The 20224-nt window shown below is 60.1% G+C and carries 16 protein-coding genes and 1 rRNA gene; 15 read left to right on the plus strand and 2 right to left on the minus strand.

What is annotated here, in order from left to right; genetic code table 11:
- The first annotated feature begins 15 nt into the window (after positions 1 to 15).
- From rrf to D3F01_RS08070, 8 genes are all read left to right on the plus strand, one after another.
- Positions 16 to 132 (plus strand): 5S ribosomal RNA (gene rrf, locus D3F01_RS08035).
- 1408 nt (positions 133 to 1540) lie between these two features.
- Entirely contained in the window at positions 1541 to 2767 is a 1227-nt protein-coding gene (locus D3F01_RS08040) for an InlB B-repeat-containing protein (RefSeq protein WP_242887698.1), read from the plus strand.
- Positions 2768 to 2973: 206 nt separating this feature from the next.
- The gene (locus tag D3F01_RS08045; protein ID WP_242887708.1) at positions 2974 to 6333 is read left to right on the plus strand and encodes an SNF2-related protein; all 3360 of its coding nucleotides are present in this window, start codon (positions 2974 to 2976) and stop codon (positions 6331 to 6333) included.
- Positions 6330 to 7328 carry a C40 family peptidase gene (locus D3F01_RS08050; RefSeq protein WP_242887710.1) on the plus strand — a complete coding sequence of 333 codons (999 nt, stop codon included), beginning with the start codon at positions 6330 to 6332 and terminating at the stop codon, positions 7326 to 7328. The genes D3F01_RS08045 and D3F01_RS08050 overlap by 4 nt, the downstream gene beginning before the upstream one ends.
- Before the next feature lie 179 nt (positions 7329 to 7507).
- Positions 7508 to 8008, plus strand: coding sequence for a membrane dipeptidase (locus D3F01_RS08055; protein ID WP_242887712.1), 501 nt, complete (start codon positions 7508 to 7510; stop codon positions 8006 to 8008).
- Positions 8009 to 8042: 34 nt separating this feature from the next.
- Positions 8043 to 9041 (plus strand): dipeptidase, encoded by a 999-nt coding sequence (locus D3F01_RS08060; RefSeq protein ID WP_117534697.1) that lies wholly within the window; start codon positions 8043 to 8045, stop codon positions 9039 to 9041.
- Between the two features lie 162 nt (positions 9042 to 9203).
- A complete protein-coding gene (locus D3F01_RS08065) occupies positions 9204 to 10055 on the plus strand; it encodes a serine hydrolase (protein ID WP_242887715.1) in 852 nt (283 codons plus the stop codon).
- Positions 10056 to 10080: 25 nt separating this feature from the next.
- Positions 10081 to 10854, plus strand: a complete 774-nt coding sequence (locus D3F01_RS08070) for a TSUP family transporter (RefSeq protein ID WP_097770231.1) — start codon at positions 10081 to 10083, stop codon at positions 10852 to 10854.
- 56 nt (positions 10855 to 10910) lie between these two features.
- Here the strand turns inward: D3F01_RS08070 and D3F01_RS08075 are convergent, their stop codons facing one another.
- The gene (locus D3F01_RS08075) at positions 10911 to 11765 is read right to left on the minus strand and encodes a DegV family protein (RefSeq protein WP_035393397.1); all 855 of its coding nucleotides are present in this window, start codon (positions 11763 to 11765) and stop codon (positions 10911 to 10913) included.
- 254 nt (positions 11766 to 12019) lie between these two features.
- On the opposite strand from D3F01_RS08075, the gene D3F01_RS08080 reads away from it, so the two are divergent.
- The 4 genes from D3F01_RS08080 to D3F01_RS08095 all read left to right on the plus strand — a co-directional run bounded on the left by D3F01_RS08080 (position 12020) and on the right by D3F01_RS08095 (position 15517).
- Positions 12020 to 12433, plus strand: coding sequence for a CPBP family intramembrane glutamic endopeptidase (locus tag D3F01_RS08080; RefSeq protein WP_242887717.1), 414 nt, complete (start codon positions 12020 to 12022; stop codon positions 12431 to 12433).
- On the plus strand, positions 12430 to 12918 hold the full coding sequence (locus tag D3F01_RS08085; protein ID WP_097770228.1) for a nucleoside deaminase: 489 nt from the start codon (positions 12430 to 12432) through the stop codon (positions 12916 to 12918). Before D3F01_RS08080 ends, D3F01_RS08085 begins: the two co-directional genes overlap by 4 nt.
- A gap of 246 nt (positions 12919 to 13164) precedes the next feature.
- Positions 13165 to 14052, plus strand: a complete 888-nt coding sequence (locus tag D3F01_RS08090) for an SDR family NAD(P)-dependent oxidoreductase (protein ID WP_242887719.1) — start codon at positions 13165 to 13167, stop codon at positions 14050 to 14052.
- A 79-nt stretch (positions 14053 to 14131) separates the two neighbouring features.
- Positions 14132 to 15517 carry an RNA polymerase sigma factor gene (locus D3F01_RS08095; RefSeq protein WP_097770227.1) on the plus strand — a complete coding sequence of 462 codons (1386 nt, stop codon included), beginning with the start codon at positions 14132 to 14134 and terminating at the stop codon, positions 15515 to 15517.
- Between the two features lie 73 nt (positions 15518 to 15590).
- Here the strand turns inward: D3F01_RS08095 and D3F01_RS08100 are convergent, their stop codons facing one another.
- Entirely contained in the window at positions 15591 to 16910 is a 1320-nt protein-coding gene (locus D3F01_RS08100) for an ATP-binding protein (RefSeq protein WP_156070440.1), read from the minus strand.
- A 234-nt stretch (positions 16911 to 17144) separates the two neighbouring features.
- Here D3F01_RS08100 and D3F01_RS08105 point away from each other — a divergent pair, with 234 nt between their 5' ends.
- From D3F01_RS08105 to ptsP, 3 genes are all read left to right on the plus strand, one after another.
- Positions 17145 to 17813 carry a DUF4830 domain-containing protein gene (locus tag D3F01_RS08105; protein WP_156070439.1) on the plus strand — a complete coding sequence of 223 codons (669 nt, stop codon included), beginning with the start codon at positions 17145 to 17147 and terminating at the stop codon, positions 17811 to 17813.
- Between the two features lie 189 nt (positions 17814 to 18002).
- The gene (locus D3F01_RS08110; RefSeq protein ID WP_005930193.1) at positions 18003 to 18266 is read left to right on the plus strand and encodes an HPr family phosphocarrier protein; all 264 of its coding nucleotides are present in this window, start codon (positions 18003 to 18005) and stop codon (positions 18264 to 18266) included.
- Positions 18267 to 18350: 84 nt separating this feature from the next.
- The gene (ptsP, locus tag D3F01_RS08115; RefSeq protein WP_117534184.1) at positions 18351 to 19997 is read left to right on the plus strand and encodes a phosphoenolpyruvate--protein phosphotransferase; all 1647 of its coding nucleotides are present in this window, start codon (positions 18351 to 18353) and stop codon (positions 19995 to 19997) included.
- Positions 19998 to 20224: the final 227 nt, after the last annotated feature.

Here is a 20224-nt window from a genome sequence, read left to right on the forward strand (position 1 = left end):
GAACCAGTCATATTGGTCGGTGACGATGACGGTGAGGTTCCACCTGTTCCCATTCCGAACACAGAAGTTAAGCTCACTCGTGCCCAAGATAGTTCGCTGGAAACGGCGCGTGAAAATAGGTAGTCGCCGACTTAAACGAAAGCTCTGAGATGAAAGTCTCAGGGCTTTTTTGTTGTGCGTGTGCCTTTCCGTTAAAATAGCCTAAAAAATCACATGGATTTGTGAGTGTTCACAAACTTTGCCCAGACCCCTTGATTTTTTATAGGGGGGGGGGGTATGATAAGGTGCGAAAAGCACCTTGTCAGCAAAACAGAAAGATCGGCAAACCAGTCGGAAGGCTGTGACGCAAGGCGGAAGGCCCGGTATGGGCCGTCAGCTGCACTTTGCTCTGCAACCCTCTTCGACTATGCGGAAATGTGCCGGCACCCCCCAAAGGGCAGCCGGTGCGGGGTTATGGAGAAGTTTATGGGAGTAGCTTTTCCGGGTACCACGATCACCCTGCCCTTGAGAGAAGCGGCGGGTTAAAGCATAGATAGAGAGGGCGAGCACCCCTAAAGTACAAAACGCAAAGCGTTGTACCAGCCATTTGGCTGGTGCGGCGCTTTTTTCTTTTTGTCCGGATGCTTTTTGTGGAGAAACTGGGAGTATTGATGACTGACAAAGGAGGATTTTTATGAAAAAACGGCTCATCAGCCTCTTACTGGCGTTCAGTATGATGCTGACATTCCTGCCTGCGGGGGCAGTGTCGGCATTTGCGGAGGAAAGTTTGGGTCCGTATGACTGCGGAAAAAAGCCGGGCACCGTTACAGCGACATTAAGTCGGAACAACGATGGAGGCGAAACCTATACCATGACGATTCGCGGAATGGGGCCGATGAAAAATTACGATTTTTTGTCATGTAGAGATATGCCATGGCGTGATGCAATACTAAAGATTACGAGGCTCATAGTTGATGATGGCGTAACCTCATTAGGGGATTGTGTCCTCCATGGTTTTGACGGAGGGCATGATGCAAGAAATCTCATGGAAGTAACGCTTCCGGAAGGATTGACCTATCTCGGAAATTATGCATTTTTTGGTGCAGCCAAATTAAAAAGCATCACGCTACCCAGTACCTTAACAACGATTGGATTAGGTGCATTCGGTGAGTGTGCCGGACTAACGGACATTACGATTCCCTCAGATGTCAAAACGATTAAGGAGGGGGCATTTGGTGGTACCGGTCTAACAAGTGTTACGATTCCGGATAAAGTAGAAACTCTTGGACAGGGTGTATTTGAAAGTTGTACTCAGCTGACAAGCATTAATATTCCCAAAAGCGTAAAATCAATGGGAGCAGAGATGTTTGGTTATTGCGATGCATTGACATGCATCACCTTTGAACCCGGTAGTAATTTAACATACGTTGGTGATTCCAATGGAGATTTGAATCTTTTCACTCGTACGTCTCCCGAGTTAAAAGTTTATTGTGAGCCGGGCTTAAAGTCTAAACTGAGCGGAAGAGGCGTACCTGACGAACGCATTATTACCACCGTTGATGTGACTCTCGTAGATGGTGACAAGAGCGAGCCGAAAAAAATTGACTACGGCGCAAAAATTGCGGCGCTTGGCACACCTACCAAACCGGGTTACACCACCTCCTCCTTTACCGGTTGGTATACCGATGCAGACTGCAAGACCCGATATCCGGATGCACAGCTGTTTACAAACATCAATCGCACCACGCTCTATGCCGGTTGGGCTGGCACTGACCTGACTGTAAAGAATGGCACGATCTCCTCCGTTATTGCTTTTGACAATACTCAGTTGGCAATTGAGCTGAAGAACGGTAAGGCAAAAGTACCGGCAGGTGCAACGGTAACGGTAACCTTTGACCGTGCTGCCGTTGCGGACAACGATTTGAAGTTCGACCATTGGAACATTAGCGGCCTGAATGAGGACGAAAAACCTAAGGACACTTCTCAGGAAGAAATCACCTTTACCGTGCCTGCAGACCGTGACGCTATCGCGATTGAAGCGGTTTGCAAATCGGATAAAACGCCCGATGCGAATACCGAATACCAGCTGTCTGTAACCGGCGGCATTGTTACCGTGAAAAACGGTGACAAGGATGTGACCGATACCCTGACTGTTACTACTGACGAGACCACCGGCAAAAAGACCTACTCTGTACCGGACGGCGCAACAGTGACCGTAACGCTGGACAAGACCCTGATCCCTGAGGGCATGGTGTTTGACATCTGGTCTACCGGCAAATTCTCCCTGCCGCTGGGTCAGGACTACAAGGCAGAGACCATCACCTTTACCATGAGCAGTGGTGTGGATATTGCCGCACAGTACCGTGATGCCACCATTGAAGATGACGAGCCCGATATCGTTGGCCCCATCGTGATCGGCACTACTGTTGTTGTCGGCGGTGCAGTGCTGGGCTATCAGGCCTATTCTCTGGGCGCTGAATTTGCAGGCAAGCTGATGGCTCTGCCCTACTTCCCCAGCAACCGCAGCGCCCTTGCCATGATGCTGTGGGAGGATGCAGGCAAGCCCATGCCCGAATCCGAACTGCTCTACCCCGATGTAGGGCAGGAAGAGCAGGATATGGACCTGCAGCATGCCGCCCGCTGGGCCATGGAAAATGACCTTGTTCCCGATCTGAACGATGAGGGAACGGCTCCGGAAGAGATGAAATTCTATCCCGACAACACCGTAAGCAAGATCGATGTGCTGAAAGCGTGGCAGAAAGCACAGGAGCTCAAGCAGAACGCCTGAGCAGCCCTAAACCAACCCCCACTTGGCCCGTAAACCGCAATGCGGGCTGAGTGTTCCAAAATTCCCAAAGTACAGAAGCGCTTCATCCTCTCCCGGATGAGGCGCTTCTGTGCTTTCCGGAATTTTTTTCCCGGCACCCCTTGCATCCCGCCCGCCGGTGCGGTATGCTTAACCAATAGAGCATTGCAGAGGGAGGGAGACCCCGGATGGACATGGAAGAGATCCGCTACCTGCTGGGCGGCACGATATTCGCACGGGCCAAGGCCTATACGGACCGGATACAGGATCTGAATTGCGAAGTGGCCGGGAACGGCGTGCGCCACCTGAGCGCCGACGTGCGCGGCGGCGGGCGGAGCCTGTACCAGACCCAGGTCTGGCTGCGGGAAAACGGCAGCTTTGTCAGCGCCAGCTGCTCCTGCCCCTACAACGAAAACGGCGAGGGGCCCTGCTGCAAGCACATCGGCGCGCTGCTGATGCGGGACAGCGAGAGTCAGGGCCTTTCCGGCAGAGCGCCGCAAAGGCCCTCGGAGAGCCCGGAGGGCATCCCGGGCGTAGTGCGGGGCACGGCCAACCTGCAAACGCCCCAGCCTGAGGAGCCGCCCCGCAGGGACAGCTATGCCTCCAGCCTGGAGATGCTGTTCGGCAAGAAATGGCGGGGCGAGGAACCGGAATCCGACTACGAGGCACGGCGGCTGCTCCAGGCCTATCAGGAGGGAGCACTGGCCGAGGTGGACGGCGTGACCGGCCACGCGGAGCTGCGCCCCCATTCCGCAGAGCTGGAACCGGAGCTGACCCTGCTGCCCGGGGAGCTGCCCTGGCTGCGGCTGCGCATCTCGGCAGACGGCGGGCGGCAGTATGTGGTAAAGAGCATCCCGGACCTGCTGCGGGCCGTGGAGAAGCACGGCTTCATCAGCTACGGCAAGGCGCTGGAATTCCGGCACAGCTGGGAAGCCTTTGCCCCGGAGGCACAGCAGCTCCTCCGCCTGCTGCGGCGGCAGCTCAGTGCAAAGGAAGGGGTCGAGGCGGCTCTGCGCAGCTATGGCAATGCACCCCGCAGCGGGCCTGCCGGGGGCATCCCGCTGAACGGCGAGATCTTTGACGGTCTGGTGGCCCTCTATGCCCCCACCGGCAATCTGGGCGGCTATACCCTCAAGACCGGCATCCCGGCCCTGACCATGCGGGTGGAAAAGCGCCGGGGCGGCGTGGAGGTGTCCGTGACCCCTGCGTTGGGGTGGAAAACGGGTTTAGACAACGACTATTTATACAGTGAGGATACGATCTGGCAGCTGGACCGGGCCGAAAGCGCCCGGATGCGGCCCGCCCTTGAGGCGCTGTGCGGCAAGAGCCTGTTCTTTACCACCGGGGATGCCACCGCCTTTTGCAGCTATGTCCTGCCAGAGCTGGGCAGCAGGGTGACCATTGAGGACCCCGAACGCCTGCTGCTGAATCAGATCCCGTTGGAGCCGGTGGTGCAGTTTTATCTCGACGCGCCCACGCGGGAAACGGTGCGGGCACACCTTGAATTTTTGTACGGCGAGGACCGCGTCACGCCGGAGGAACCGGGGCCTGCCGGTCTGCTGCGGGATGCCCGCGCCGAACAGCGGGCCGGGCGGCTGCTGGGGCGGTATCTGGAGCCGGGGCCGGACACCATGGGCAACGGCCTTGCCGCCCACTACGATGCCTATGAGGAGGATGCGGTCTACCGCTTCCTCGATGAGGGGATCCCGGCCCTGCTGGCCGAGGGCGAGGTCTACCTGACCGATGCCTTCCGCAATATGCAGGCCGCACCGCCGAAGATCTCGGTGGGGGTGTCGGTGCACGGCAGCGTGCTCGACCTTGAGGTGGACACGGGGGAGTTCCCGGTGGGAGAGCTGAAAGCCCTGCTGAGATCGCTCCACCAGAAAAAGCGCTACCACCGCCTGCGCGATGGCCGTCTGCTCCGGCTGGACGATTCCATGGAGGTGCTGGACGAGCTGAACGAGACGCTGGAGCTTTCCGGGGCCAAACTGGGCCAGACCCACGCCCGGCTGCCCCTGTACCGGGCCCCCAGTCTGGACTGGGCGCTCTCGGGGCAGAACGGCATCCGCTTCAACCGGGACGATGCCTTCCGCCAGCTCAGCCGGAGCTTCCATGCGGTGAAGGACAGCGAGTATACACCGCCTGTATCTCTACAAAAAGTTTTGCGAAAATACCAGCGGGACGGCTACCGCTGGCTCCGCACGCTGGACGGCTACGGCATGGGCGGCATCCTTGCGGATGATATGGGTCTGGGCAAGACGGTGCAGGTGCTCAGCTATCTGCTGGCCCTCCGGGAGCAGGGCGGGAACCCCCTGCCCAGCCTCATCGTCTGCCCGGCCTCGCTGGTGCTGAACTGGGCCGAGGAATGCCGGAAGTTTACGCCGGAGCTGAACTGTGTTGTGGTGGACGGGGATGCCGCCCACCGGGCCCAGCTGGCCGAGCAGTGGGACGGGGCCGATGTGGTGGTGACCAGCTACGACCTGCTCCGCCGCGACGAGACCCTCTACGAGAGCCAGAAATTCTACGCCTGTATCCTGGACGAGGCCCAGGCCATCAAGAACCACACCACCCAGAAATACAAGGCGGTGTGCGGGGTGAACAGCCGTGTCCGCTTTGCGCTGACCGGCACCCCCGTGGAGAACCGCCTGGGCGAGCTGTGGAGCATCTTCTCCTTCCTGATGCCGGGCTACCTGCCGCCCTACAAGAGCTTCTGCAGCCGGTTTGAAAAGCCCATCACGCAGGAAAACGACCCGGCGGCGGTGCGGCGGCTGAACCAGCTTACCGGGCCGTTCATCCTGCGCCGGATGAAGTCCGAGGTGCTGAAGGAGCTGCCCCCCAAGACAGAGAACGTCTACCGCATCGAGCTGGAGGAGGAGCAGCGCAAGCTCTACCTTGCTGCCGTGGTGGATGCCCGGGAGAAGCTGCGGGCCGCCAAGCCTGAGGACAAGATGGCGGTGTTTGCCGTCCTCATGCGGCTGCGGGAGATCTGCTGCGACCCCCGGCTCATTGCCGACAACTGGACAGGCGGCAGCGCCAAGCTGGATGCCTGCATCGAGCTGGTCACCAGTGCCGTGGAGAGCGGGCACCGCATCCTGCTGTTCAGCCAGTTCACCTCCATGCTGGAACTGCTGGCCAAGCGGCTGGACGCGGAGGGCGTGAGCCACTTCACCCTGCAGGGCTCCACCCCCAAGCCGGTGCGTGCCGAGCTGGTGCGCCGCTTCAACGGCGGCGAGGCCAGCGTGTTCCTGATCTCCCTGCGGGCAGGCGGCACCGGCCTGAACCTGACCGCCGCCGATATCGTCATCCACTACGACCCGTGGTGGAACGTGGCAGCTCAGAATCAGGCCACCGACCGTGCCTACCGCATCGGCCAGCAGAACCCGGTGCAGGTGTACAAGCTCATCGCCCAGGACACCATTGAGGAAAAGATCGTGGAGCTGCAGCAGGCCAAACAGGATCTGGCCGAGACCGTCACCGGCAGCGCGGATGGTGCCATCCTGCGCATGAAGCCGGAGGAGCTGCTGAATTTGTTGGAGGGAACCGAATGATGCAATACGCCATCTTTGCCCGGCCGGTCGTGACCATTTACGACCTGCCCCAGACCACCAAACAGAGCGAGGCGGGCCTTGTTTCCACCATCGGGGACGAGGGGCTGTACGGTCAGGCCTGTCAGGTGCGCACCGCCCCCGGCGGCGTGACTGCCGAGGGAGTGCCCCTCTCCCCGGAGGTGGCCGAGGTGGTCACCTTTTACGGTTACCACGGCTTTGTCCGGCGGGATGCGCTGAAATTTGTCCATGAGGATACACTGCGGGACTACCTGCCCCAGCCGCTGGTGCTGGTGGGCCGTGCCACCGATGTGCTCAGCCTGCCCAAGGTGCAGGGGGTGCGGATGCTGGAACTGGAGCGGGGCTGCCTGCTCTGCCGCCTGCCCGAGCCGCCCGAGGAAGCCGAGGCCCACACCGGCTGGGCCAAGGTGGCCCTGCTGGATGGCCGCACCGGCTATGTCCGGGACGTGGCGCTGGAGCCGGTGCGGTTTGAGATGACCGCTGTGTTCTCCCAGCGGGAGGGGCTGGCCTTTGATGACGCGCTGGCCGAGGCCCGGAATGTCACCGCCGGGGAGCTGGTGCCGCAGGCACTGCAGGCGTGGTACGACGGCAGCGAGGAAGCGTTCCGGGATGCCGTCTGCGCGCAGGCGAAAAAATATCTGGGCACCGAGTACCGCTGGGGCGGCAAATCGGGCCGGGGCATTGATTGTTCCGGCCTTGTCAGCAGCGCCTATATGCAGTGCGGCGTGCTCATCTACCGGGATGCCAGGATCGTGGAGGGCTGGCCCATGCACCAGATCCCCTTTGCGGACAAAAAGCGGGGCGATGCCCTCTATTTCCCCGGCCATATCGCCCTTTACCTCGGCGAGGGCCGCTACATCCACTCCACCGGCGCGTCCGCCAGCGGCGGCGTGGTCATCAACAGCCTTGACCCCGCCGACCCGCTGTACCGGGAAGATCTGGTCAAGAGTCTGTATGCGGTGGGGAGTGTGTTCTGATAAAGTAACTCACCCTCTCCGTCATCCCTGCGGGATGCCACCTCTCCCAAAGGGAGAGGCACTGGCAATTCCCCCGCAAGGTTTTGGGAAACCGCCAGAGGCTCCCCCTTTGGGGGAGCTGGCAAAGCCGTCAGGCTTTGACTGAGAGGGCGAGGATGTTATAGGAGGAAGAACAATCCATGAAAGTCTTTGATCTACACTGTGACACCCTGAGCGAGCTGCGGCGCGCGGAGATGCGGGGCGACGGGCAGACCTTTGCCCACAACAACGGCCACATCGATCTGGAAAAGCTGGAGAAGGGCGACTACATGCTCCAGTGCTTTGCCGCCTTTGTGAATCTGGCCGACCCCACCCCGGGCGCGGACCCGCTGGTGACGGCGCTGGAAGAGACCGACGTGTTCAAGCGGATGATGGAGCGGTATTCCGACAGGATCGCCCCTGTTTACCGCCCCGAGGATATCCGCAAAAACGCCGAGGCGGGCAAGATCAGCGGAATCTGGTCAAGAGTCTGTATGCGGTGGGGAGTGTGTTCTGATAAAGTAACTCACCCTCTCCGTCATCCCTGCGGGATGCCACCTCTCCCAAAGGGAGAGGCACTGGCAATTCCCCCGCAAGGTTTCGGGAAACCGCCAGAGGCTCCCCCTTTGGGGGAGCTGGCAAAGCCGTCAGGCTTTGACTGAGAGGGCGAGGATGTTATAGGAGGAAGAACAATCCATGAAAGTCTTTGATCTACATTGTGACACCCTGAGCGAGCTGCGGCGCGCGGAGATGCGGGGCGACGGGCAGACCTTTGCCCACAACAACGGCCACATCGATCTGGAAAAGCTGGAGAAGGGCGACTACATGCTCCAGTGCTTTGCCGCCTTTGTGAATCTGGCCGACCCCACCCCGGGCGCGGACCCGCTGGTGACGGCGCTGGAAGAGATCGACGTGTTCAAGCGGATGATGGAGCGGTATTCCGACAGGATCGCCCCTGTCTACCGCCCCGAGGATATCCGCAAAAACGCCGAGGCGGGCAAGATCAGCGGAATGCTGACCATTGAGGAGGCCGGCTGCTGCAAGGGCAGTCTGGGCGTGCTGCGCCGGATGTACGAGCTGGGCGTGCGGATGATGACCCTGACCTGGAACCACGAGAACGAGCTGGCCAGCCCCAACGTGGTGCCCGGCAACGGCCCCATCTGGCCCTGTATGCCCAACACCGAGACCGGCCTGAAGGAGAAGGGCTTCGAGTTTCTGGCCGAGATGGAGCGCCTGCACATCATTGCCGATGTGAGCCACCTGTCCGATAAAGGCTTCTGGGACATTGCGGAGCACAGCACCCGCCCCTTTGCGGCCAGCCACTCCAACTGCCGCGCCCTGGCCCCCCACTGCCGCAACCTGACCGATGAGATGATCCGGGTCATGGCGGAAAAAGGCGGTCTGGTGGGCCTGAACTACTGCGCGGGCTTTCTGGATGACCAGCCCAGCCCCGACCTGTGCCGCAGCACCACGGCCCTGATGGCCAAACACGCCGCTCATTTCAAGCAGGTGGGCGGCATTGAGATCATCGGTCTGGGCAGTGACTTTGACGGCATCGGCGGCAAGCTGGAACTGAGCGACTGCTCCAAAATGCCCCTGCTGGCCGATGCCCTGCGGAAAGAGGGCTTCACCGAGGATGAGGTGGAAGCCATCTTCTTCCGCAACGCACAGCGTTTCTTTGAAAACAACCTGTAATCACCGTTAGTATCAAAAGATTCATTGAATTCATTGAAATCATTGCTCATCATTGCACTAGAATCAATAAGAACCAATGAAATCAATGTTTTCAATGATAATTATGTCTTAACGGTAAGAATGAAGTATAACGGAAAGTATAGAAAAGTTGAGGGATTCCGGATGGATCAGAATATGACATTGGAAAAGCGCATTGCCGCAGAGCTCTATTCCTATCAGGGCAGGATGAGCGTTTTTGTGGACGATCTGCGCGGCAGCACGGTGGAGATCGGTGCCGACGAGGAATTTGAGACGGCCTCCACCATCAAGGCGTTCATTCTGGCGGTGCTGTATCTGCAGGCCAGCCGGGGCAGGGCTGACCTGGAGGAGGAGATCACCTACGAGGCCAGCCAGTTCGTGGATGGCTCCGGGATGCTCCGGGCCCTGGGCGTGGGGGCAAAGCTCAAGGTGAAGGACACCGCCACCATGATGATCATCTGCTCGGACAACATCGCCACCAATATGATCATCGATTACCTGGGGCTGGAAACTATCAATGCCTGCATCCGGGAATTGGGCTTTGGGCACACCGTCCTGCACAACCCCCTCCACTTTGACCGCTACGACAAGCTGGGCACCACCACGCCCCGGGACTACGCCGCCCTGTTTGCGCAGGTGGCAAAGGGCACGCTGGTCAGCAAAGAAGCCAGTGCCGCCATGCTGGGCATCTTCCGCCAGCAGCACTACAACACCATGCTGACCCACGATTTCCCCCAGTTCTATCTGGACTGCGAGGAGACCGGCGAGCCGGAGCTTATCTGGGTGGCCAGCAAGAGCGGCAGCATGAACGCCTGCCGCAACGACGGCGGCATCATCCACACCCCCTACGGCGAGTATGTGATCGTTCTGATGAACAAGGAGTTCCATGACATCATCGAGTACAACGACCACCCCGCCATGGTCTATGGTGCCCGGGTGTCCCGGATGATCCTGGATCAGATCCTGGCCTGCGAGGGAAAGCTGTATCTGAAGTAAACGAAAGAGTGGGAAAGTAGAACGAATGGAAATTACATTATCATTGCCAATGCTGCTGTTTCTGATGCTGATGACCGGGTTTGCGGGCTTTGTGGACTCAGCGGCGGGGGGCGGCGGTCTGATCAGCCTGCCCGCCTACCTGTTTGCGGGCCTGCCGGTGCATTACACCTACGGCACCAATAAATTCAGCGCGGCCTGCGGCACCACCTTTGCCACGGCGCAGTTCTTCCAGAAGGGAGCCATGAACATCCGGGTCGGCCTGCTGGCGGCTGTGGGCAGCTTTGTGGGCAGCGCACTGGGCTCCCACATCGTACTCCTGCTCAGCGATCAGGTGCTGCGCACCATGATGCTCATCATCCTGCCGGTGGCGGCGGTGCTCATCCTCTGGCGGCGGGACCTGCCCGACGAGAACCGGGACGACGGCACCCTGAACGCCAAAAAGGCGGTGCTGGCCCTTGCCATCGGGCTGGGCATCGGCCTGTACGACGGCATCTTTGGCCCGGGCACCGGCACCTTTGCCATCATTGCCTTTACCACCCTGATGGGCTTTGATCTGCGCACGGCGGGCGGCAACGCCAAGGTGCTCAACCTTGCCAGCAACTATGCCAGCCTTGTAACGTATCTTTCCAGCGGGCTGGTGGTGTTCTCCATCGGCATCCCCTGTGCCATCAGCGGCATTGTGGGCAACCTGCTGGGTTCCCACTTCGCCCTCAAGAACGGCGCAAAGTTTATCCGCCCCATGATGCTTGTGGTGCTGGTGCTCCTGCTGGGCAAGATCGTCTCGGACGCGGTGCTGTAAACCAACAAAAAAGAGGAACTGCCGGGAAAGCAGTTCCTCTTTTTGATTGGGTAAGCTCAGAAGGTGAAGCCTTCATCGAGGAAGGCCAGGCCGAACGCGCCGGGGCCGGCGTGGGTGCCGATGACGCAGCCGATCTGGCGCACAAGGGCCTCGTTCCGGCCCAGATTCTCCTGCAGGTAGGTCTGGATGGGCTGCACCTCGCGGGGGGCGAGGGTGTAACCGGCCAGTGCGTCGGCGCAGGTGCTGATGCCGCCCAGCTCCTCGATCTTCTTGAACAGGGCAACGTAAGCGCCGGGCAGGCCCCGGGCCTTGCCCGCCATAACGACCTTGCCCTCCTTGATGGTGATGAGGGGCTTGATGCCCAGCATCCCACCGGCCACGGCCACAGCGGCAGGCAGGCGGCCGCCCTTGCGCAGATATTTCAGGTCGTCGATGACAGCCACCAGATGCAGATGCTCCTTGGCGTGCTCAAGGGTGGCGGCGATCTGCCCGGCAGTCTTTCCGGCATCCCGCAGCTGAACAGCCAGCCGCACCAGCAGGCTCTCGCCCAGGCAGACGTTCTCGGAATCCACAAAGAGGACATTGTCCACATTGGCCATGTCTGCGGCCAGCCGGGCGCACTGGCAGGTGCCGGACAGCTCATGGGAGAGGAAGATGCCCACCACTTCGTCCCCGGCGGCAGCCGCCTCAAGGAAGAAGCGCTGGAACAGCTCGGGGCTGGGCTGACTGGTGGTGGGCAGCTTGTGGCAGCGGGCCATCACGCCGTAATACACGGTGGGGGTCATGTCCACGCCGTCCCGGAGCACGGTGCCGTCCTCCAGGGTGACGTTCAGGGGGATGACGGTCACGCCCAGCTGCTCGGCTTCAGCGGGCAGGATGTCGGATGCGGAATCGGTAAGAATGCGGATCATAGTAATACCTCCAACGGGGCCAAGAACGGATAACCCGACCAAATCAATCAAAAAGTCGTATAGGAATATACCAGAGACGACGGGAAATGTCAATTGTTTGAATCAATATTTCTTCGTATTTTCGCAATTCCGCTCCGTTTTCTTGCACAAACGGGCCGAAACATGATACAATGGGCATCAGGCATTGCGGGGCGGTGCGCTGTGCGCCCGAAGCAGCGGAACAGCGCACCCCAAACGGAGAGGGGACGGAGAAGATGTCAGAGCGGAACCGCCGCCTGCGGGCGGCAGGCATCGCGGCACTGGCCTGGGCCGGGCTGGCGGCGGTCTGGTGTGTGCTGGTCCCCGGCGGGGCGGCAGAGCTGCCGCAGGGCGTGCCCGGTACGCTGCGCAGCCTGCTGGTGCTGCCGCTGGCCGAGGAGCTGGTGTTTCGGGGGGCACTGCTGCGCCTGCTGCGGCCGCTGGGGGAGCACCCGGCAAACCTCTGCCAGGCTGTGCTCTTTGCGGCCCTGCACGGGACGCTGACCGAAAAGTGCTATGCGCTGGGCATGGGGCTCATTTTCGGGTGGGCCGCAGAGCAGACCGACAGTCCTGCACCCGGGGTGGTGCTGCATATCCTGAACAATGGGCTGGTGCTGACCCGGGCGCTGGCAGAAAGGGGAATGGGATGACCGACTATGAGCTGATGGGCGCGGCGCTGGAGGAGGCCGCACGGGCCGCCGCGCTGGGCGAGGTGCCCGTGGGCGCGGTGGTGGCCCGGAACGGCGAGATCATCGCCGCCGCCCACAACACCCGCGAGACCGAGAAAAACGCCCTCCACCACGCCGAGCTGCTGGCCATTGACGCGGCCTGCAAAAAGCTGGGCGGCTGGCGGCTGTGGCAGTGTGAGCTGTTCGTTACGCTGGAGCCCTGCCCCATGTGCAGCGGCGGCATCATCAACAGCCGGATCAGGCGGGTGGTGTACGGCGCGGCGGATACCAAGGCCGGGTGCTGCGGCAGCGTGACCGACCTGTTCGCCCTGCCCTTCAATCACCATCCGGTGGTGGAAAGCGGTCTGCGGGCGGAGGAGGCGCAGGCGCTGCTGCAGGCGTTTTTCCTCCGGCTGCGGGAGCAGCGGGCCGCAAAGCCCCGCTGGAAACCGCCCGTGACCCCCTGAGAACGTGAAAAAAAGTGGGAACTGCGTGAAAAGACGGCGGTTCCCACTTTCTTTTTTCGCCGAATTGTGCTATATTATTTAATGGTAACTTGTCGAAACCACTCGCACAGACCAGCGGGCTCGCCGCAGGACCGGCCTTGACCGGAAAGAGGAGCAGAGCGCAGCCCATGGGTGCGGTGGAGGGCGGGACCTTCCTGCCTGCGGGATTTTTTGCAGGCAGAGAACAAACGGCAGGAGGGCTGACTCTTGTACGATGATGAATTTGAATTGACCTTTGACCTGAGCGATGAGGACGAGGCATCCCGGGCCCCTGCGCCGGAACAGGAGCCGGTGCAGGAAGCTGCGCCGGAACCGGCAGCGGAAACGGAACCGCCGGTGGAGGCTGTACCGGAACCGGCAGCCCCTGCGGCCAACGGGCGCTGCGTGCTGATCTCGGGCGGCGACCGGGGCATCGGAGCCGCGGCGGCCCGCGCCTTCTGGCAGGCGGGCTACCGGGTGGCGGTGCTCTATCACACCCACGCCGAGGCGGCGGCGGCGCTGGAAAAGGCGCTGCCGGGCCTGCTGGCGGTCCAGTGCGACGTGGCCTCCCGCGCCAGCTGTGAGGTGGCGTTCCACACCGTGGAGCAGGCCGTGGGCCATGTGGATGTGCTGGTGAGCAACGCGGGCATTGCCCAGCAGAAGCTGTTCACCGATATCACCCCGGAGGAGTGGCAGCACATGCTGGACGTGAACCTGAGCGGCGCGTTCCACCTGTGCCAGCTGGCCCTGCCGGGCATGATCCGCCGCAAGGCGGGCCGCATCCTGACCGTGAGCAGCATGTGGGGCCAGACCGGCGGCAGCTGCGAGGTGCATTACTCCGCTGCCAAGGCGGGCCTGATCGGCCTGACCAAGGCCCTTGCCAAAGAGGAAGGGCCCAGCGGCATCACCGTGAACTGCGTGGCTCCGGGTGTCATCGACACCGATATGATGGCTGCCTTTACGGCAGAGGATAAGGCTGCGCTGGCCGAGGAGACCCCCGTGGGCCGCCTGGGCAGCGCAGACGAGGTGGCGCAGCTGCTGGTGTTCCTGGCAGGCGAAAGCGCCGGTTACATCACCGGGCAGGTGTTCGGTGTGAACGGCGGCCTGGTGATTTGAACCATCCCGCAGCGGCAAAACTTATGATACGATATCACTTACGGCGCAGCCAGCGCCGCGGTGAAAAGGAGAGAGCGAAATGGGCATGACTTTGAAGGAACTGTTGACGAAGGGCGAAGGCACCCTGACGGCGGGCGAGGCCAAGACACTGGCTTCCCAGTGCCGGATGGATGTGGAAACGCTTTACACGCTTCTGGAGGAGCGCGGCATCAAAATTCTGGATGACGAGGCCGACGGTGACACCAGCCTGGATGTGGAAGGCATCATGGCAGAGGTGGAAAGTGCCGAGGCAAACAGCGATGAGCTGGGCCTGGGCGATGAAAATGAGGACGACCCGGCAGAGGAGAACCCCGCAGACCTGAAGGCTGCCATGGATGAGCTGCTGGATGATCCTGTGAAGAACTACCTCAAGCAGATCGGTCAGATCCCGCTGCTGAGCGCGGAGCAGGAAGTGGACCTGAGCAAGCGCATCCACGCCGGTGCCGAGGCTGCCCACATCCTTCAGGCCGACCGCCAGAAGTACGGCGCGCCTGAGTACATCAAAAAGAACAGCGCCCGCTTCTCGTTCGAGGAGGATGAGAACAGCCGGAGCTATACCGAGGATCTGGACGAGGAAGGCAACACCAAGTCCAGCGAGGACGACGAGGAAAAGGCTGCCGAAGAAGAAGCCATGGAGGCCGTGGAGAACGGCCCCCTGACGGAGGAGCGCCGCCAGGAGCTGCTCAAGATCCGCCGCGACGGCCTGAACGCCCGCCGCAGCCTGAGCGAGGCCAACCTGCGTCTGGTGGTCTCCATCGCCAAGAAGCATGTCGGCCACAACCTGGCGTTCCTGGATCTGATCCAGGAGGGCAACATCGGCCTGATCAAGGCCGCCGAGAAGTTTGACTGTGACCGTGGCTTCCGCTTCTCCACCTACGCCACCTGGTGGATCCGTCAGGCCATCACCCGCGCCATTGCGGATCAGGCCCGCACCATCCGCATCCCGGTGCACATGGTCGAGACCATCAACCGGATGCGTCAGGCCACCAACCAGCTGGTCTACCAGAACGGCCACGAGCCTACCCCCGAGGAGCTGGCAAAGGCCATGGATATGAGCGTGGAGCGCGTGCGCGAGATCCAGCGCATGGCGCAGGAACCCGCCAGCCTGGAAAGCCCCGTGGGTGAGGAAGAGGATTCCTCCCTGGGCGATTTCGTGGCCGACGAGAACGCCGAGGCCCCCGGCAAGGCAGCAGACCGCGCCATGGTGGCCCAGCAGATCAATCAGGCCCTCAAGAGCCTGACCCCCCGTGAGGAAAAGGTCATCCGCCTGCGCTTTGGTCTGGACGATGGCCGCCCCCGCACGCTGGAGGAGGTGGGCCGCGACTTCGGTGTCACCCGTGAGCGTGTCCGCCAGATCGAGGCCAAGGCCATCCGCAAGCTGCACAGCCGCAAGTGCCTGGCCCTGCTGAACGGCCTGATCGAGTGATCCTGAACTTACCGCTATGAGAAAGAGCCCCTGCCGGTCTATTCCGGCGGGGGCTCTTTTGGTGCTGTACAGGTCAGCAGCTGCGCAGCAGAAAGGCCATATAGAGGGGAAGGGTCAGGAGCGGCCCGGTTTTCCCGATATTATAGTCCCCGAGCTTGATCGCATGGGATACATGATATTTTTCAGGGTGGTTGAGGATCGTCTTTGTGCTTTTGACATTTCCGGAGCGGGCCTTTACCTCTACAAGGGTGCATTCTCCCTGATAACGGATCACAAAATCCACCTCGAGGCCGGAATCCTTGTGGAAATAGTAGAGCTTGCGCCCCATCTTGGTGAAGATATCGGCGATCAGGTTTTCAAAGATAGCGCCTTTGTAGCCATAGAGGTCGCCCTGCAGGATGTCAAACTGCGTTCCGTCCTCCAGCATGCTGACGAACAGGCCGGTGTCGCACATATAGACCTTAAAGGTATCCTCTTCCGCGTTCCCATCCAGAGGCAGCTCGGTAATGGACAGATTGTGGCACCGTGTGATGATGCCAGCATCCTCGATCCATTGCAGGCTTCCGGCATATTTTGCGGAAGTGGAGCCTTTTTTTACAACGGAATACTGGAATTTCTTGTTTTCCTTGGCAAGCTGGCGGGGAATGGACTGGAAACACTCCTTGATGCGGGACTTATCCTTTTTCTCCGCGTACTTTACCATGTCGTCCTCATAGGAACGAACGATGTCCCGCTGGATACGCAGGACCTCATCCATCTGCCTGCTGGTCACAAAGGTCTGGACAGCATCCGGCATTCCTCCCACAACGGTATATTGGAGCAAAAGCTGCCGCATCCGGTTGTGCAGCGCTTCCGGCACAGGGGAACCGGAGTCCAGAGACCTTTGCAGCAGCGCTATGACAGGTTCGGTGATGTCATTGGCCCATAAAAATTCTTCAAAATCCAGTGGGTACATTTCAAGAACCGTCTCCGATCCGACAGGAACGGATCTTGGCTCCTTGCCGTAGCCCTTTACGCCCAACAGGGAGCCGGTGCCGATCACGTCATAGCGGCCGTCGATGCGGAAAAATTTCAGGGCCGTCCGGGCTTCCGGGCAATCCTGGATCTCGTCCAGGATCAGGATCGTCTGGCCCGGCTCAAAAACGGCATCCTTGCCAAGAAGGGCAGAGAGCATCATCACGATGTTGTCGATCTCCAGAGAACCGGAAAAGACAGAAGCATAATCCGGATTCTCGAAGAAGTTGAGGTACACTGTGTGTTTGTAATTCTTTCTGGCAAATTCCAATACAGAAAAGGTCTTGCCGCACTGACGGCAGCCCTTGATGATAAGCGGCTTCCGGCCGGGCGTGTTTTTCCATGCAAGCAGCTGGTCTGTGATCTTTCGCCTTAACATACCGTTTCATTCTCCCGAAAATAAATGATGCTGCATCTATTATAAAAGATAAGGATAACTTTTTCAAGGGACTTCTTTGTGAGGATTGCAACTTTTTTAAGCGACTTTTTAGCAGGAGAAACAACTTTTTCAAATGACTTCTGCGCGGGAAAGTGGATCTGTCGCAGCACGGTTATAATTCCTCTGCCCGCCCCATATATTCTTTTCAGAACAAAACGGGTGGGAGGGAACGGCATGTTTGTGGTAACGCTGAACAAGACGAACTTGAAAAAGGTGGGGGCCGGTGCGCTCTGCTGTGCGCTGGTGATCTTCAGCGCCTTTCTGGGGCGGTACATCAGCACCCGCACGGTGGCGGCAGCGGCCGGGGTGAACCGGATCGAGAGTGCGCAGGATATCCAGACCTGGTTCACGGGCTATGGGCTGGATGTGGACGGCACGTCCATCACGGCGGATAAGGTCAAGATCCCCCGCAAGTGGGACGACAGCTTTTCGGCCTTCAACGGGGTGGTGCAGCAAAGCGGGATGGATCTTACCCGCTACAAAGGGAAAACCGTGGAAAAGTGGACCGCCCTGATCCCGGCGGCCAGCAGCGGAGAGACCAGCCGCTATGGCGTGCTGCTGGTCTACCGCAAAAAGGCCGTGGGGGCCTACCTGCTGGAAAAGCCTTCAGGCACGGTGATCGGCCTGAAGGATGCCCAGACCGCAATGGCGCAGGCTGAGCAGCAGGATGCCCAGCAGGTGTCCGGTGAGGATTACAGCGGCGACTGGGGAGAGCGCCATGATGAGGAGCTGGGCGCGGCCGGGCAGAGCCAGCAGACCAGCGGGGAGCCGGACTCCGTGGTGCCCGAGGAGGCGCAGTACACCGACCTGCCCCTGGATGCCGAGGGGTACCCTGTTGAATGAATCCGGTGGAAAAATGGGGGCAAAACTTCTGTTCAATAGCACCAAAATTTCTGGCTAAAAATCAGCAATATGGGATGATGAAAAAATAACAAAGCGGGTTTATAATAATAGTAGCATCCCGCAGCAAAATCGGCTGCGTCCGGAGTGGCAGGACCGTCCGGATCTGAAACGGGATGAAGTAAGGAGAAAATGATCATGAAGGAATTCCAGTATACTGTTAAGGATGCATGCGGCATCCACGCTCGTCCGGCCGGTCTGCTCGTGAAGGTGGCCAAGGGCTTTGCCAGCACCGCTACCCTGGAAAAGGACGGCAAGAGCTGCGACCTGCGCAAACTGATGGCTCTGATGGGCATGGGTGTCAAGCAGGGCGACACCGTGACCGTGAAGGTGGAGGGCGACGATGAGGCCGCCGCTGCCGAGGCCATTCAGAAGTTCCTGACCGAGAACGTCTGATCTTTGAATCTGCGGACAAAAGCCCTTGCGGGAGACCCTGCGGGGGCTTTTTCGCACTAAATTCTCAACAAAGGAGAGAGAACGATGCAGGTAGGAACCGGTAAAAGCATTCTGAACGGCATTGCCATCGGCAAACTGAAGATCTACAAGAAAAAAGATACCGTGATCTCCACCGCTCAGGTCGCGGACACGGCGGCAGAGGAAGCCCGCTTTGAAGAGGCCCGGGCCAAGGCCATTGACCAGCAGACTGCCCTGTATGAAAAGGCACTGGCCGAGGCAGGCGAGGACATTGCCGAGGTGTTCAACATCCATGCCATGATGCTGGATGACGATGACTTTGTGGATGCCATCAAGGAGATCATCAACGGCCAGCACATGTGTGCGGAGTATGCCGTCAAGAAAGCGGGCGACAACCAGGCCGCCGTGTTTGCCGCCATGGACGACCCCTATTTACAGGCCCGCAGCGCCGATGTCATCGACATTGCCCAGGCCATGCTGGACATCCTGCAGGGCGTGGACAATGCCACCCTGCAGGGCACGGAGCCCAGCATCCTGGTGGCAGAGGATCTGGCACCCTCGGAGACGGTGCGGATGGACAAGAGCCTGCTGCTGGGCTTCATCACCCGGGAGGGCAGCTCCAACAGCCACACCGCCATTCTGGCCCGCAGCATGAACATCCCCGCCCTGATCCAGTGCAAGGAGATCCAGGAAGATTGGGACGGCAAGATGGCTGTGGTGGACGGCTACAACGCCTGCGTGTATGTGGACCCCACCCCCGATCTGCTGGAGAGCCTGAAAAAGCGCCAGCAGGAGGACCAGAAGAAGCTGGCCCTGCTGGCCGAGCTCAAGGGCAAGCCCAACACCACGCTGGACGGCAAGACTGTGCAGGTCTTTGCCAACATCGGCGGCATGAGCGATGTGGGCGCGGTCCAGCAGAACGACGCGGGCGGCGTGGGCCTGTTCCGCACCGAATTCGTCTACCTGAACTGCACGGATTACCCCACCGAGGAATACCAGTTCGAGGCCTACAAGCAGGTGTTGGAGAGCCTGGCTCCCAAAAAGGTGGTCGTGCGCACCTGTGATATCGGCGCGGACAAGACCGTGGACTACATGAAGCTGGACCACGAGGCAAACCCCGCGCTGGGCTACCGCGCCATCCGCATCTGCCTGACCCGCAGGGATTTCTTCAAGACCCAGCTGCGGGCCCTGCTGCGCGCTTCTGCCTACGGCAACATGAGCATCATGTTCCCCATGATCACCAGCCTGCGGGAGCTGCAGGATGCCAAGGCCGTGCTGGAGGAGTGCAAGGCAGAGCTGACCGCCGAGGGCAAGAAGTTCAGCGACAAGATCGAGGTGGGCACCATGATCGAGACCCCCGCCGCAGTTCTGGTGGCGGACGATCTGGCCCAGGAGTGCGATTTCTTCTCCATCGGCACCAACGACCTGACCCAGTACACCTGCGCGCTGGACCGCCAGAACGCCAAGCTGGAGCCCTTCTTTGATCCCCACCACCCCGCTGTGCTGAAGGCCATCCGGATGACCATTGAGGCGGGCCACCGCCACGGCATCTGGGTGGGTATCTGCGGTGAGCTGGGCGCGGATACCGCTCTCACCGAGACCTTCCTGCGGATGGGCGTGGACGAGCTGTCCATGAACGCCAAGAGCATCCTGCCCGTGCGCAAGATCATCCGCGGCGTGGATCTGAGCAAGCCCTCTGCCAAGAATGTCTGAGTTCCCCTGACGGAACTGTAAAAGGGGCTGCTGCGGCGCTCTGTGCCAACCAAAGTGTTGGCAAGGGGTGCGCGCGGCAGCTCTTTTTTGATTGCAACAAGAAGCAAATTCACAAAACTGCCGCCTGACAAGCCGCAGTTTCATGGGTGAACGCTTCACAACGGTAAAGCTGGGTGCTATACTATACCTAAGTCGTATTTTTTGAACGCACTTCTGGAGATGAAAGA

The organism is Faecalibacterium sp. BCRC 81149 (assembly GCF_022750605.1).
Lineage (GTDB): Bacteria > Bacillota > Clostridia > Oscillospirales > Ruminococcaceae > Faecalibacterium > Faecalibacterium duncaniae.

Excerpts from the sequence above, each read along its gene's own strand:
- D3F01_RS08080 (WP_242887717.1), top strand. The coding sequence starts at position 12,020 with ATGTCAGAGCGGAACCGCCGCCTGCGGGCGGCAGGCATCGCGGCACTG.
- D3F01_RS08085 (WP_097770228.1), top strand. The coding sequence starts at position 12,430 with ATGACCGACTATGAGCTGATGGGCGCGGCGCTGGAGGAGGCCGCACGG.
- D3F01_RS08100 (WP_156070440.1), bottom strand. The coding sequence starts at position 16,910 with ATGTTAAGGCGAAAGATCACAGACCAGCTGCTTGCATGGAAAAACACG.
- D3F01_RS08110 (WP_005930193.1), top strand. The coding sequence starts at position 18,003 with ATGATCATGAAGGAATTCCAGTATACTGTTAAGGATGCATGCGGCATC.
- D3F01_RS08105 (WP_156070439.1), top strand. The coding sequence starts at position 17,145 with ATGTTTGTGGTAACGCTGAACAAGACGAACTTGAAAAAGGTGGGGGCC.
- ptsP (WP_117534184.1), top strand. The coding sequence starts at position 18,351 with ATGCAGGTAGGAACCGGTAAAAGCATTCTGAACGGCATTGCCATCGGC.
- D3F01_RS08095 (WP_097770227.1), top strand. The coding sequence starts at position 14,132 with ATGGGCATGACTTTGAAGGAACTGTTGACGAAGGGCGAAGGCACCCTG.
- D3F01_RS08050 (WP_242887710.1), top strand. The coding sequence starts at position 6,330 with ATGATGCAATACGCCATCTTTGCCCGGCCGGTCGTGACCATTTACGAC.
- D3F01_RS08065 (WP_242887715.1), top strand. The coding sequence starts at position 9,204 with ATGGATCAGAATATGACATTGGAAAAGCGCATTGCCGCAGAGCTCTAT.
- D3F01_RS08060 (WP_117534697.1), top strand. The coding sequence starts at position 8,043 with ATGAAAGTCTTTGATCTACATTGTGACACCCTGAGCGAGCTGCGGCGC.
- D3F01_RS08045 (WP_242887708.1), top strand. The coding sequence starts at position 2,974 with ATGGACATGGAAGAGATCCGCTACCTGCTGGGCGGCACGATATTCGCA.
- D3F01_RS08055 (WP_242887712.1), top strand. The coding sequence starts at position 7,508 with ATGAAAGTCTTTGATCTACACTGTGACACCCTGAGCGAGCTGCGGCGC.
- D3F01_RS08070 (WP_097770231.1), top strand. The coding sequence starts at position 10,081 with ATGGAAATTACATTATCATTGCCAATGCTGCTGTTTCTGATGCTGATG.
- D3F01_RS08075 (WP_035393397.1), bottom strand. The coding sequence starts at position 11,765 with ATGATCCGCATTCTTACCGATTCCGCATCCGACATCCTGCCCGCTGAA.